Origin of the sequence: Bosea sp. RAC05 (assembly GCF_001713455.1) — a bacterium.
Taxonomy (GTDB): domain Bacteria; phylum Pseudomonadota; class Alphaproteobacteria; order Rhizobiales; family Beijerinckiaceae; genus Allobosea.
This window is the reverse complement of the sequence record NZ_CP016464.1, coordinates 4,552,768-4,565,873: the sequence shown is the minus strand read 5'-3', so window position 1 is coordinate 4,565,873 and position 13,106 is coordinate 4,552,768. Positions and strand designations below refer to the sequence as shown.

General features: G+C 68.7%; 14 protein-coding genes. 10 read left to right on the top strand and 4 right to left on the bottom strand.

The features are described from left to right. The first annotated feature begins 39 nt into the window (after nt 1–39). From irrA to BSY19_RS25095, 4 genes are all read left to right on the top strand, one after another. On the top strand, nt 40–600 hold the full coding sequence (gene irrA / locus BSY19_RS25110; protein ID WP_069056546.1) for an iron response transcriptional regulator IrrA: 561 nt from the start codon (nt 40–42) through the stop codon (nt 598–600). Further along, nucleotides 600–884: a (2Fe-2S)-binding protein gene (locus BSY19_RS25105; RefSeq protein ID WP_069056545.1), complete on the top strand. Its 285-nt coding sequence runs from the start codon at nt 600–602 to the stop codon at nt 882–884. Before irrA ends, BSY19_RS25105 begins: the two co-directional genes overlap by 1 nt. 98 nt (nt 885–982) lie before the next feature. Next, the gene (gene bfr, locus BSY19_RS25100; protein WP_069056544.1) at nt 983–1,468 is read left to right on the top strand and encodes a bacterioferritin; all 486 of its coding nucleotides are present in this window, start codon (nt 983–985) and stop codon (nt 1,466–1,468) included. Nucleotides 1,469–1,657: 189 nt separating this feature from the next. Next, entirely contained in the window at nt 1,658–2,200 is a 543-nt protein-coding gene (locus BSY19_RS25095) for an MOSC domain-containing protein (protein WP_150129727.1), read from the top strand. A gap of 138 nt (nt 2,201–2,338) precedes the next feature. On the opposite strand, the gene BSY19_RS25090 is transcribed toward BSY19_RS25095, so the two are convergent. Next, nucleotides 2,339–2,737 carry a hypothetical protein gene (locus tag BSY19_RS25090; protein WP_069056543.1) on the bottom strand — a complete coding sequence of 133 codons (399 nt, stop codon included), beginning with the start codon at nt 2,735–2,737 and terminating at the stop codon, nt 2,339–2,341. A gap of 418 nt (nt 2,738–3,155) precedes the next feature. On the opposite strand from BSY19_RS25090, the gene BSY19_RS25085 reads away from it, so the two are divergent. Then, on the top strand, nt 3,156–3,956 hold the full coding sequence (locus BSY19_RS25085; RefSeq protein ID WP_069056542.1) for a hypothetical protein: 801 nt from the start codon (nt 3,156–3,158) through the stop codon (nt 3,954–3,956). Nucleotides 3,957–4,359: 403 nt separating this feature from the next. Here BSY19_RS25085 and BSY19_RS25080 read toward each other — a convergent pair whose 3' ends face one another. Continuing rightward, a complete protein-coding gene (locus tag BSY19_RS25080) occupies nt 4,360–4,758 on the bottom strand; it encodes a hypothetical protein (RefSeq protein ID WP_069056541.1) in 399 nt (132 codons plus the stop codon). On the opposite strand from BSY19_RS25080, the gene BSY19_RS27740 reads away from it, so the two are divergent. Then, nucleotides 4,757–4,957 carry a hypothetical protein gene (locus BSY19_RS27740; protein ID WP_150129726.1) on the top strand — a complete coding sequence of 67 codons (201 nt, stop codon included), beginning with the start codon at nt 4,757–4,759 and terminating at the stop codon, nt 4,955–4,957. The two genes, BSY19_RS25080 and BSY19_RS27740, sit on opposite strands and share 2 nt — an antisense overlap. Here BSY19_RS27740 and BSY19_RS28570 read toward each other — a convergent pair. Beyond that, nucleotides 4,944–5,636, bottom strand: coding sequence for a cold-shock protein (locus BSY19_RS28570; RefSeq protein WP_069056540.1), 693 nt, complete (start codon nt 5,634–5,636; stop codon nt 4,944–4,946). The genes BSY19_RS27740 and BSY19_RS28570 overlap by 14 nt on opposite strands. Nucleotides 5,637–5,786: 150 nt before the next feature. Next, complete coding sequence (locus BSY19_RS25070; RefSeq protein WP_069056539.1) at nt 5,787–7,037, bottom strand: Zn-dependent hydrolase; 1,251 nt, start codon at nt 7,035–7,037, stop codon at nt 5,787–5,789. A gap of 287 nt (nt 7,038–7,324) precedes the next feature. On the opposite strand from BSY19_RS25070, the gene BSY19_RS25065 reads away from it, so the two are divergent. The 4 genes from BSY19_RS25065 (at nt 7,325) to BSY19_RS25050 (ending at nt 13,082) form a co-directional block, all read left to right on the top strand. Further along, nucleotides 7,325–9,382, top strand: a complete 2,058-nt coding sequence (locus BSY19_RS25065; RefSeq protein ID WP_069056538.1) for a hydantoinase/oxoprolinase family protein — start codon at nt 7,325–7,327, stop codon at nt 9,380–9,382. Beyond that, nucleotides 9,379–11,034: a hydantoinase B/oxoprolinase family protein gene (locus BSY19_RS25060; RefSeq protein WP_069056537.1), complete on the top strand. Its 1,656-nt coding sequence runs from the start codon at nt 9,379–9,381 to the stop codon at nt 11,032–11,034. Before BSY19_RS25065 ends, BSY19_RS25060 begins: the two co-directional genes overlap by 4 nt. 132 nt (nt 11,035–11,166) lie before the next feature. Continuing rightward, entirely contained in the window at nt 11,167–11,781 is a 615-nt protein-coding gene (locus BSY19_RS25055; protein ID WP_150129725.1) for a TRAP transporter small permease subunit, read from the top strand. Beyond that, nucleotides 11,778–13,082: a TRAP transporter large permease gene (locus tag BSY19_RS25050; RefSeq protein ID WP_069056535.1), complete on the top strand. Its 1,305-nt coding sequence runs from the start codon at nt 11,778–11,780 to the stop codon at nt 13,080–13,082. The genes BSY19_RS25055 and BSY19_RS25050 overlap by 4 nt, the downstream gene beginning before the upstream one ends. Nucleotides 13,083–13,106: the final 24 nt, after the last annotated feature.

The window sequence follows — 13,106 nt, the reverse complement described above, 5'->3', positions numbered from 1 at the left end:
CTACGCGCCGCAAAGCCGGCGATGTGGAAGGCGTCTCCGATGAGTTTTTCGTCCCCGAAGGAACAGACCCCGCAGCGGGCCGCGGCCGACCAGATTCCCTGGCCGCAGAAAAGCCCGGCCTCCTGCCCGATCAGCGCCGTGAAGGCGCGGCTGCGGACCGCCGGCCTGCGGCCGACGCGCCAGCGCATGGCGCTGGGCTGGCTGCTGTTCGCCAAGGGCGACCGCCATGTCAGCGCCGAGATGCTCTATGAGGAGGCGCTGCGCGCCCGCGAGCCGCTCTCGCTCGCCACCGTCTACAACACGCTGCGCCAGTTCTCCGAGGCCGGGCTGCTGCGCCAGGTCTCGGTCTCCGGCCCGAAGACCTTCTTCGACACCAACGTCTCCGAGCATCACCACTTCTATAATGAGGACGACGAGACGGTCGTCGACATCCCCGGCTCGACGATCCAGGTCGCCGGCCTGCCGGAGGCGCCCGAGGGCATGATGATCTCCTCGGTCGAGGTGATCGTGCGCCTGCGCCGCGCCGACGGGCAGGAGATCGAGACCCGGACGACCGAGCATCGCAGCCTCGAGAGCCGCCTGGCGGCGGGCGGCCACTGATGATCGTCTGCTCCTGCAACGTCCTGTCCTGCCGGCAGATCAAGGGCACGATCGCCCCTGACGGCACGGGCCCGCGGACGGCGGGAGAGGCCTATGACTGCCTGGGCTGCAGCCCTGACTGCGGCCGCTGCGCCCGCGAGGTGCGCGCCATCCTCGCCGAGGCGCGCGCCGCCTGCATGACGCAGTGCGGCTCCTGCGCCGCACGCGAGATCGAATGCTCGGTCCATATCGCCGTCGGGCAGATGATGGACGGCCTCGCGGCCGAGAACGACCTCGCCGCCTGAGCCGGCGCGCCGGCCTTGGCTGCGCTTTTCCCCTTTTCTTTCGCGGATGCCTGCCCTACATTAGGATCATTCTAATGTAACTGCGGAGCGCTGGCGCCATGAAGGGTGACAAGAAGGTCATCGACTATCTCAACAAGGGGCTTCGCTCCGAGCTGACGGCGATCAACCAGTACTGGCTGCACTACCGGATCCTGGACAACTGGGGTCTGAAGGAGATGGCCAAGACCTGGAAGAAGGAATCGATCGAGGAGATGGTCCATGCCGACCGCTTCGTCGACCGGATCCTCTTCCTCGAGGGCTTCCCGAACATGCAGACGCTCGATCCGCTGCGGATCGGCGAGAACGTCAAGGAAGTGATCGAGGCCGATCTGAAGGCCGAGATCGAGGCGCGCGCGCTCTACCAGGAGGCGGCGACCTATTGCCGCGAGGTTCACGACTACCCTTCCGAGGAGCTGTTCAAGGCCCTGATGAAGGACGAGGAAGGCCATATCGACTTCCTCGAGACGCAACTCGACCTCATCGGCCGCATCGGCATCGAGCTCTACACCCAGAAGCATATGGGCGGTCTCGACGAAGGCCACTGAGTCCGGCGCCGTTCAAGGCAGGATCAGCGAAGCCGGCTCCGCGATGCGGGGCCGGCTTTGTCTTAGACCACGCCGCCACGCCGTCATTGCGCGCGCAGCGAAGCCATCCAGAGGGACGTCGCGCTCGACGATCTGGATTGCTTCGCTGCGCTCGTAATGACGGTTCGGTGAAGCTGGAGAGGAGGGCGGATGACCGCGACAGTGATCTCGGTGAGCGCGGCGATGGGGCATCGCTTCAGCAAGCCGGTACAGGGCTCGATCCGCCTGCTGGCCGGGCTCGGCATCGAGGGCGACGCCCATTGCGGCGAGACGGTGAAGCACCGCTCGCGCGTCGCGGTCGATCCGACGCAGCCCAATCTGCGGCAGGTCCATCTCATCCATGCCGAGCTGTTCGACGAGCTGAACGCCGCCGGCTTCGATGTTGCGCCCGGCCAGATGGGCGAGAACGTGCTGACGCGCGGGCTCGACCTGCTGGGCCTGCCGGTCGGCACCAGGCTGCGGCTGGGGCCGGAGGCGCTTGTCGAGATCACCGGCCTGCGCAACCCCTGCGCCCAGATCGAGGCGTTCCGGCCGGGGCTGCTCGCCGCGGTGCTCGGGCGCGACGCGGAGGGCAAGATCGTGCGCAAGGCCGGGATCATGGGCATCGTGCTGGAGGGTGGGGTGGTGGCTCCGGGGAATGCGATCGAGGTCACCCTGCCGGCCTTGCCGCACCGGGCTCTGGAGCGGGTGTGAGGCGGGATCACCGGGCCGGGGTCCGATGGTCCAGTCTGCCGCAGGCGGCTGACCGCAAAGGACCAAGCCTCCCCGGAGCCGGAGCTCCGGGGAGGCTTGGGGAGCTGAAGAGAGCTGGCGAGCGTCACAGGCTGCCGCTCAGCGGCAGATGGTCTTGTAGCCGACGGTGATGGTCTCGCCGGAGTAGCGGTCGACGCGCTTGATCGGCTTCTCGAAGCAGTCTTCCTCGGCCTCGACGAAGCGCACCGGGCGCTGGCGGCCGTAGCCGGCTTCACGCAGGTCGCGATCCTCGTAGCTGCGGTAGCGGGGTTCGGCGGCGCGGGCCTGGTTGCTGACGATCGCCGCGCCGATGAGGGCGCCGGTGAGGCCGAGCAGAGCCCCGGCGACGGCCGTCTTGCGGCTGTGCTGCTTGACCGGCTTGACGTTGAACCCACGGTCGGTGGCGGAGGCGCTGGAGACGAAGGAGCCGCTGATCAGGGCGACGGTCAGGGCGGCGGCGACGGTCTTGGTGCAAACCTTGGTGAAGCTCTGGGTCATGACGCTCATCCTCTGGCGGGGCGGCGATCCGTTCGCCGATGAATTCACCCTAGAGGCGGGCACATCGGTGCGCTGTTCCGGCGGGAACAGGGCGGCGCCACCTGGCGGCTGACACCCGTGCTCCGCGCCTTGACCTCAGGCCATGGCGTCGATCCATCGAATGCCCGGCTCCCCTGATCCCGACCCGCGACGTTCCCCCGTGACGTCTCTCCCTGGCCGTCACCCCGCAACCCATTACCCCCGAAAGCCGACGAGCCTGTCGCTTCGACCGTTGTCGCGACACGATCCCACCTTCCGACGGGACCAAGGCCGAGCAATTGTGCCGTCAATCAGGGGGCAACCTATCTGGGATATGTGGGACGAAGTATCAGTCTTTTCCCCGTTTGCCTGTTGAGGCAAACATCGCAGGAATGGCGGCATGACCCCTTTCTTCGACCCGGCGAAACTCCGGCAGCACCGACAGGAACAAGCCGCCCATGGCTTTCCGCTGCTGCGCGCCTGCCCCAACACAGCCGCCATTGCGCGCATCACCTTTCTCGACACACTCGCGCCTGCCGAACGCGAGGACTTTGCCAACCAGCTCTCCTGCCTGGAGGACGAACAGGCATCGAGGCCGTGGTCGCCGCACACGGACTTTCAGGAGATGGTGCGCGCCTTTCCCCTCCTCGTTCGGTTTTTTGGAGGAAGCAGCGGCCTTCATCCGCCTCAGGCCACGGCACTCGACATTCGCCAGGTTCCGGTGAAGCTGATGGCAAAACTTCTGGCGGAAGCCGGTGCCGGTGGCCTTGAGGCGATCGGAAAGACCCTGACGCTGTCGGACGAGCCTGAGTCTCGCAGGCCTTCTTCCGCTCATGCCGCATCGCTGGACGAGGCGGTGCCGGTTGCGCCCGCTCGTCTGCGCAAGCTCATTGGTCGCATGATGTCCGATCGCTTCGGAGCGACGGCTCAGGCGATCGACAAGCAGAGCATGGTCTATGATGCGTTGGTTCCCGCCGGGCAGCTCCGGCTCCATGCGAAATTCTCACCCCCCGGCCGCATGACACTGCAACTCGGCTACCACATCGAGATGCGCCCTCGCTCCCCGGGCCAACAATGGCTGGCCGACTACGAGACCGTCTGGCGGACCCCCGGCGTCTGGGATTACCTCACCGAGAGCAATGCCGAACGGTCCATCGTCCACCTGGGCACACTGATCGGCGTCTGCCTCGCGCTCCTCTGAAGCACAGCCTTCCTGCGGGAGGCTTCCTGTATCGATACGGTGCGGCAATCTCTGCAGCCACCATGCTTGGGTGATGTCTCAGGACGATTGAGAGGGATCGACGAGTGCGCGATATTCCTCCACCGTCTCTGCGGCGCGCCAGACACGAGTCGAATGTGTGACTCTTGGCTGACGGCCGCCGCTCCGTCGCAAGTGCCTCGTCGCCCCGCGCCGCGCGACCGGCCATCCAGCCCTACGGATTGCGCCTCGAGCTCAGCGGCATCGAGCGTTGCCCGCCGAGGCCGGGTTTCGTGACGGGAATCGGCTCGCCACCGCGTTCCCGTCGACCACGGCGCCTCGACCCGCCAAGGCCCATCGTCAGCCCCTGGCGTGCTCGCCAGGGGCCTGGTGCTGCGTCACGCGCTCAGCGGCAGATGGTCTTGTAGCCGACGATGATGGTCTCTCCGGAGTAGCGGTCGAAGCGCTTGATCGGCTTCTCGAAGCAGTCTTCCTCGGCCTCGACGAAGCGCACCGGGCGCTGGTGGCCGTAGTCCGCGTGACGCTGGTCGCGGTCATGGAAGCTGCGGTGGCGCGGCTCGGCGGCGCGGGCCTGGTTGCTGACGATCGCCGCGCCGATGAGGGCGCCGGTGAGGCCGAGCAGGGCCCCGGCGACGGCCGTCTTGCGGCTGTGCTGCTTGACCGGCTTGACCTCGAAGCCGCGGTCGGTGGCGGAGGCGCTGGAGACGAAGGAGCCGCTGATCAGGGCGACGGTCAGGGCGGCGGCGACGGTCTTGCTGCAAACCTTGGTGAAGCTCTGGGTCATGACGCTCATCCTCTGGCGGGGCGGCGATCCGTTCGCCGATGAATTGAACCTAGAGGCGGGCGCATCGGTGCGCTGTTCCGGCGGGAACAGGGCGAGAGATCACGGTCGGATCGGCCATCCTGCCGGCCACGAAAAAACCCGCCGGCGCGAGCCGGCGGGCCTGATCGTCATTCGGGGCTGCGGCGTCAGATGTAGCTGACGTTCGCTGCTTCCGGGCCCTTCTTGCCGGCGCGGATCGAGAAGCGCACGCGCTGCCCGTCCATCGGCGGCTGCAGGCCGCTGCGGCTGAGTGAGGAGACATGCAGGAACACGTCGGCGCCGCCCTGGTCGGGCGCGATGAAGCCGAAGCCGCGCTCCGCATTGAAGAACTTCACGGCGCCATCGAAGGGGCCTTCCATCGGGCCGCTGTCGCGGTTGCCGAAGCCGCCACGATCGCCGCGATCAGCATAACCGCCGCCGCCGCCGTAGCCGCCGCGATCCCCGCCGCCGCCATAGCCGCCGCGATCGCCACCACCATAGCCGCCACGGTCGGCATAACCGCCGCCGCCGCCATAGCCGCCGCCACCGAAATCGTCGCGCGGCGCGCGCGGCGCCCGTGGCGCAGCCGGCGTCGCGGTCGAGGCGTCGATCTCATGAACCGCGACGACCTGCAGGCCGCGCCGGCCCTCGCCGAGATCGGCAATGATCGTGGCGCCCGGCTGCAGGTCCTGCTGATCGAGCGGGCCGATCGCAGAAATGTGAAGGAAAACGTCGCCCGAACCATCGGAGGGCGACGCGAAACCGAACCCCTTCTCGGGGTCGAACCATTTGATCTTGGCTTCGATGTTTTCGTGGGTGACGAAAGGCTGGGCAGACGGAGGCTTACGACGATCGAACATGGAGCTTCGAGGATGAGTGAGCGGGAAATCGCAATCTAGCGCAAGCAACGCGCGCCGTCATCGGGGGGGTGGCGTAATTTATTGCGGTTCGGTCGCGTTCGGGGCCCCTCTGACCCATGGGCCGCGGCGGTGCTTTGCCGGCGCTAGCCTTCAGTCGTCACGATCCGCCCTTGCCAGCACGGCCCGCAACAGCACATCCAGACCCGGCTCGAGATCCTCGCGCGTGCAAAGCTCGCCGTTGTTGTGGGTGATGCCGCCCTGGCAGGGCGTGAAGATCATCGTCGTCGGCGCGTGACGGGCGACGAAGTAGGCATCGTGTCCGGCCTGGCTCAGGATGTCGCGGTGGCGGTAGCCCCGGGCGCTGGCGATGCCGCGGACCTGCTCGACGAGCTCGGGCGCGAAGATGTTTCCACCCCAGCGCCAGACATCGAGGATCTCGACGCTGCAATCGGCCTTCGCCGCCGATTCGTAAGCCGCGCGACGCATCGCCTCGGCCATGACGGCCGAGGTCGTCGGGTCGGGGTGGCGGACGTCGCCGACGGCCTGGGCCCAGTCGGAGAGGATGCCGGGCTTGTTCGGCCAGGCGACGAGGCGCGCGGCGGTGGCCTTGCCACCGGTGCCGGCATGGACCCAGCCGAGATCGTCGACCGCGACGAGGAAGCGCGCGCCGGCGATGAGCGCGTTCTTGCGCCGCTCCATTGGCCAGGGGCCGGTATGGGCGGTCTCGCCCTTGAACTCGATCAGCATGCCGGTGGAGGGAAAGCCGCCGGTGACGATCCCGACCTGCATGCCTTCGCGGTCGAGGATCGGCCCCTGCTCGATGTGCAGTTCATAATAGGCATCAAAAGCATGGGGCCGTGCCTCCATCTCGCCGCGATAGCCGATGCGGGCGAGTTCGTCGCCGAGCGTGCGGCCCTCCTCGTCGACGCGGCCGCGGGCCCAGTCGAGCGTATAGGCGCCCGTGAAGGTGCCCGAGCCCACCATGGGCGGAGAGAAGCGCGCGCCCTCCTCATTGGTCCAGTTGACCAGTTCGATCGAGCGGCGCGTGCGATGGCCGATCGTGTCGAGCGCGCGGCAGACCTCGAGCCCGCCGAGAACGCCGAGGATGCCGTCGAAGCGGCCGCCATTGAACTGGGTGTCGAGATGGCTGCCCATCACCACCGGCGGCAGGCTGTCATCGGTGCCGGCGCGGCGCGCGAAGATGTTGCCGATGCCGTCGACGCGCACGGAAAGCCCGGCCTCGCGACACCAGGCGACGAACTGGTCCCGAACCTCCCTGTCCGAATCGGACGCCGCGAGACGCGAGAGGCCGCCGGGGCGGCCGGGCCCGATCTCGGCCGATCGCTCGATCGTCGCCCAGAAGCGGTCCATGTCGATGCGGGCGGGGGCGGTCATGTCCATGGCTGTCGTCTTCGTTGGGTTGAGGCCGCGGCGCCGGCGCCTTGGCTTGGCCGAGTATCGGCGGGCGCCAGCCCTCGGGGCAACGGCCTGGGATCAGAAGGGCGCTCGAATCGCGCCCGCCATCGACGAAGCAAATCCCGTGCTGCCGTGGCCGGAGCCCCGCGCGCAGGCAGGGCCTGCCGCGTCAGCATGAGGATTGCATCGCCCCCCTGTAGACTTCCGACCGCTCGTCGACGCATCGTGACGGGCACGCCTCTGCCACGCCCAACTTCGGATCCCGGATTTTCATGCAGGCCAAACGGATCCGCATCGCCGTCGACATCGGTGGAACCTTCACGGACCTCGAATGCGTCGACGAGGCCGACGGCACGACGCAGAGCTTCAAGTCCCCGACGACGCCGGACGATCCCTCGCTCGGGCTGATGAACGCGATCAAGGGCGCGGCCGCGCGCTTCGGCTTCGCACTGTCGGATGTCGGCCTGCTGATGCACGGCACGACGATCGCGACCAATGCCGTGCTGACGCGGAACCTGCCCGAGGGCGCGCTGATCACCACGGCCGGCTTCGAGGACGTGCTGGAGATCGGCCGACACGCCCGCAAGGAAATCTATCGCCTCAAGCCCGAGCCGCCGGCCGTGCTGGTGCTGCGGCGGCGGCGCTTCGGCGTGGTCGAGCGCATCGGGCCCGCCGGCGAGGTGCTGACCGCTCTCGACGCGGCCAGCGTCGAGGCGGCGATCGACCGCGTTGCCGCGTCGGGCGCGAGCGTCTGCGCCATCGCGCTGCTCAACGGCTTCACCAACCCCGCCCATGAGATCGCGATCCGCGACCGCCTGCTGGCGCGGCTGCCGGATCTGGCGGTGTCCTGCTCGCACGAGGTCTCGCCCGAGATCCGCGAATTCGAGCGGACCTCGACGACGGTGCTCAACGCCCTGCTGATCCCGGTGGTGCGGCGCTATATCGACGCGCTGCTGGCGCGGATCGCAGCCGAGGGGCTGACCGCGCCGCTCTATCTCGTGCAGTCCAATGGCGGGGCGACCACGCCGCGCGCGGCCGGCGAGGCGCCGGTCAAGCTCCTGCTCTCGGGACCGTCCGGCGGCGTGCTCGCCGCCGAGGGCGTCGCGCGCCAGCTCGGCTTCCCGAATGTCGTCGGCGTCGACATGGGCGGCACGAGCTATGACGTCGCCGTCATCCGCGAGGGCCGTCGCGCCGTCGTCGCGCAGGGCGACATCGACGGCCTGCCGGTGCGCGTGCCGATGGTCGACATGCGCACGATCGGTGCGGGAGGCGGCTCGATCGCCTCGCTCGACGCGTCGGGGCGCCTCCAGGTCGGCCCGCGCAGCGCCGGTGCGAGGCCGGGCCCGGTCTGCTATGGCCGCGGCGGCACAGAGCCGACCGTCACCGACGTCAACCTGATCCTCGGGCGGCTCGACCCCGTGACCTTCCTCGGCGGCGAGTTCGCGCTCGATCTCGACGGTGCCCGCGCGGCGCTGGACACCCGCATCGCCGGCCCGCTCGGGCTCGACCGCGATCGTGCCGCGGCCGGCATCCTCGCCGTCGTCGTCGCCAAGCTCGCCGGGGCGATCAAGCTCTCGCTGTTCGAGCGCGGGCTCGATCCGCGCGACTTCGCGCTGATGTCCTTCGGCGGGGCCGGCGGCCTCCATGCCGTCGAGGTCGCCGAGGAACTCGGCATGACCACGGTGATCTTCCCCAAGGATCCCTCGACCTTCTCGGCCCATGGCATCCTGCAGTCCGACATCGTCCATGATCTCGCCCGCACCCGCGTGCTGCCGCTGAAGGCCGGCGCTGCGCCGGCTTTCGCCGCGCTCGCCGGCGAGCTGCTGGCCGAGGGCGAGGCGCTGCTGGCGGCCGACGGGCTGCCCACGGAGCAGCGCCGTCTCGAACTCGCGGCGGATCTGCGCTATCGCGGCCAGGCCTTCGAGCTGCTGGTGCCGCTGGACGAGGTCCCGCAGGACGACGCCGCGCTCGCGCGGCTCTGCGAGCGCTTCCACGCGGCGCATCGCCAGCGCTTCTCCTTCGACGATCCCGATGAGACCGTGGAGCTCGTGACGCTGCGCCTGGCGGCGGTCGGCCTTCTCGGCGGCACGGCGAGCGCCCAGGCGCCGGCGGCCGGTGCGCCGGCGGCTCAGCGCGAGCGCGCGGTCCATCTCGGTGGCGGCTGGACCAGCGCCCCGGTCTACGAGCAGGCGGCGCTCGGAGCGGGCGCGAGCGTCGAGGGGCCCGCGATCGTCGAGCAGGCCTACACCACGCTGATCATCCCCGCGGGCTGGCGGCTCGCCGTCAGGCCCTCCGGCGATCTCGTTGCGACCCGGGAGGCGCTGTCATGAGCCAGGTCGATAGCAAGGTGGCAAGCAAGGTCGATCCAGTCCTCCTCGAAATCGTCTCGCATGCGCTGGTTTCGGCGGCCGAGGAGATGTCGATCACGGTCTGGCGCACCAGCCGCTCGACGACGGTGCGCGAGCTGCTCGACTATTCGACGGCGGTGTTCGACGGGGAGGGCCGCAACATCGCCCAAGCGGCGCGCATGCCGGTCCATCTCAATTCGATGGAGCTCTGCCTGCAGGAGATCATCGCCCGCCATCTGCCGCTGGAGCGCTGGCGCGAGGGCGATGTCGTCGTCACCAACGATCCCTATTGCGGCGGCCAGCATCTGCCGGATTTCCTCGCCTTCAAGCCGGTTTTCGTCGAAGGCCGGCGCATCGCCATCACCTGCGTCCTGATCCACCATGTCGATGTCGGCGGCGGCGCGGCCGGCGGCTACAACGCCCATGCCGTCGAGATCTTCCAGGAGGGCCTGCGGCTGCCGCCGGTGAAGATCGTCCGCGAAGGCGAGATGCAGGACGATCTCTTCGCCACCATCCTGCAGAATGTCCGCGAGCCCGAGACCTTCCGCGGCGATTTCCTCAGCCAGATCGCCGCGCTCGAGGTCGGCGCCCGGGCGATGCGACAGCTCGCGGCGCGCTATGGCGTCGAGACGCTGCGCGAGGTCGGGCAGGCCCTGCTCGACCACTCCGAGACGGCGATGCGTGCCGCTCTGACCGCGCTGCCCGACGGCGTCTACCAGGCGGAGGATTTCGTCGACGGCGACGGCATGGAGGCCGGACAGAAGCGCATCGCGGTGACGCTGACGATCGCGGGCGACAGCTTGACGGTCGACTTCAAGGGCTCCTCGCCTCAGGCACGCGGGCCGATCAATGCAACGATGGCGACGACCCGCTCGGCGGTCTATTACGCGGTGATCGCGGCGTCGGGCATCGAGGCGACCGCCAATTCCGGCTGCTATCGGCCGATCACCGTCAGCGCGCCCGACGGGCTCCTCGTCAGCGCCCAGTTCCCCGCGCCGGTTTCGATGCGCATGCTGACCGGCCACCGGATCGCGACCGCGGTGCTGAAGGCCTTCGCGGAGGCGATCCCCGAGCGCATTCCCGCCTCCTATTACGGTGTGACCTTCAACCACGCGGTCAATATCCGCCATGCCGATGGCCGCCGGCAGGTCTATTTCGACGCCGAGATCGGCGGCTGGGGCGGCCATCCCGAGGCTGACGGCCCCTCGGGCCTCTCGGCCGGCTTCCACAACGGCCAGAACACACCGATCGAGATGATCGAGGCGATCTTCCCGCTGCGCTTCACGCATTACGGCTTTCTGCCGGGTTCGGCCGGTGCGGGGAAGATGCGCGGCGGCCTCGGGCTCGTGCGCGAATGGCGCTTCATCGCCGAGCACGGCCTGCTCAACGCCTCCTTCGACGCCTTCGCCTCGCAGCCTTACGGCCTGGCCGGCGGCGAGCCCGGGCGCGGCGGGCGCCTCAGCCTGATCCGCGACGGACAGGTCACGGAACTGGCGGCCAAGACGATCGGCTGCGTGCTGAAGGCCGGCGACATCGTGCGCATGGAGACGCCGGGCGGCGGCGGCAATGGCGACCCCCGCGAGCGCGATCCCGCGGCCATCGCCGCCGACAGGGCCGACGGGTACGTGTCGTGACCGGCGCGCCGGGGTGGCGGGACTATTGCATGGCAGGCCTGACGCGTGGTCACATGCGACGTGACGCGCAGCGGGCGCCCGGAGACCGGCCTTGATGACGACGACGACCCGCTCGCGCATTCAGGCGCGTCGATGAGCGACCTCTCCCGCCTGCTGCCCGACGAGCCGCTGCCACAGCGCATCTCGCGCATCCTGGCCTGGGCCGCGGGCGCGATCGTCCTGGTCGGCTGCAGCTTCCTCATAACCATCGACGTGATCACGCGCTTTCTGTTCAAGCGCGGCATGGTCGAGAGCTTCGAGATCTCGGGCTATGCGCTGGCGGCCTGCATCGGGCTGGGGCTGGCCTTCACCGTGACCTCCAAGGCCAATATCCGCGTCGACATCCTGCTCGACGTACTGCCCGGCAAGGTCCGGATCGTCTGCGACATCATCGCCTCGCTGGCGCTGGCGCTGATCGCCGTGGCGCTGGCCTGGTTCGCCTGGGGCACGCTGGCGCAATCCTGGGCCCTGAACGCCAAGTCGGTGTCGCAGCTGCAGACGCCGATGGTGCTGCCGCAGGGGATCTGGTGCGTCGGCCTGGTCTGGTTCGCCTGCATGGCGGTGCTGATCCCGATCCAGGCGATCGCCCGGCTGATCGCGCATGACCGGCCCGGCTTCGATGCCCTGATCGGTTCGCTGCGGGTGACCGAGGAAATCGAGCAGTCGGGTGTCGAGAACCCGGCCGGCGGCGCGGAGGCCCGCCCGTGATCGGGACCGCGCTCTCCCTGCTCGTCGCGCTGGTCGGTCTGAGCATCCCGGTCGCGGCCGCGCTCGCGCTGATGGCCTATGTGCTGCAGGCCAACTACGCCTTCTTCCCGATGACCGGCGCCGTCGGCGAACTGGCCTGGAATTCGTCGAACGACTTCATCCTGATCGCCGCCCCGATGTTCATCATGATGGGCGAGCTGATGCACCGCTCGGGCATGAGCGAGCGCCTGTTCACAGCGCTCTCGCCCTGGTTCGCCCGCGTTCCCGGCCGGCTGATCCACACCAACATCGCGGCGAGCGCGATCTTCGCGGCGACCTCGGGCTCGTCGGTGGCCACCGCCGCCACGATCGGCACGGTGGCGATCCCCAACATGGACAAGGGCGGTTACAACCGGCCGCTCTTCCTGGGCTCGATCGCGGCCGGTGGCACGCTCGGCATCCTGATCCCGCCCTCGATCAACATGATCATCTACGCCGTGCTGACCGATACCTCGGTGGCGGATCTCTATGCGGCGGGCTTCATCCCCGGCTTCCTGCTGGCCGGGCTGTTCTCGCTGATGGTGCTGGGCCTGGCGCTCTACCGGCCGGACTGGGCCGGCCCGAAGGTCGATACCGGCGATCTCTGGCGCCAGCGCGTCGCGGGCCTGCGCCATCTCATCCCGCCGCTGGGGCTCTTCCTCGTCGTCGTCGGCTCGATCTATGCCGGCATCGCGACGCCGACGGAGGCCGCGGCACTCGGCCTGATGGCGACCCTGGGCCTCGTCGCGGCCAACCGGCAACTCACGCTGCCGGTGCTGCTGCGCGCCTTCGAGGGCACGGTGCGCACGACCTGCATGGTGATGCTGATCGTCATCGCCGCCTTCTTCCTCAACTTCGTGATGGTCTCGATCGGGCTGGTGAAGGCGATCACCGACCTCGTCCTGTCGCTGGGCTGGCCGCCGCTCGGCATGCTGCTGGCGATCGTGGTGTTCTACCTGATCCTCGGCTGCTTCATGGAGACGCTGTCGATGATGATCGCGACGACGCCGGTCGTCCTGCCCGTCATCACGGCGTTGGGCTACAGCCCGGTCTGGTGGGGCATCATCTTCGTCATCCTGATGGAGGCGGCACTGATCACGCCCCCGGTCGGCCTCAACCTCTATGTCGTCCAGGCCGTGCGCGGAAAAGGCAACTTCATGGATCTGTGCATCGGCGCGCTGCCCTTCGTGCTGGCGATGCTGGTGATGATCGCGCTGCTGATCGCCTTCCCGCAACTCGCGCTCTGGCTCCCGACCGTCCTCAATCCCAAAGCCGGCGGCTGAAGCCGCTGAAACCCGCCCCAAGAG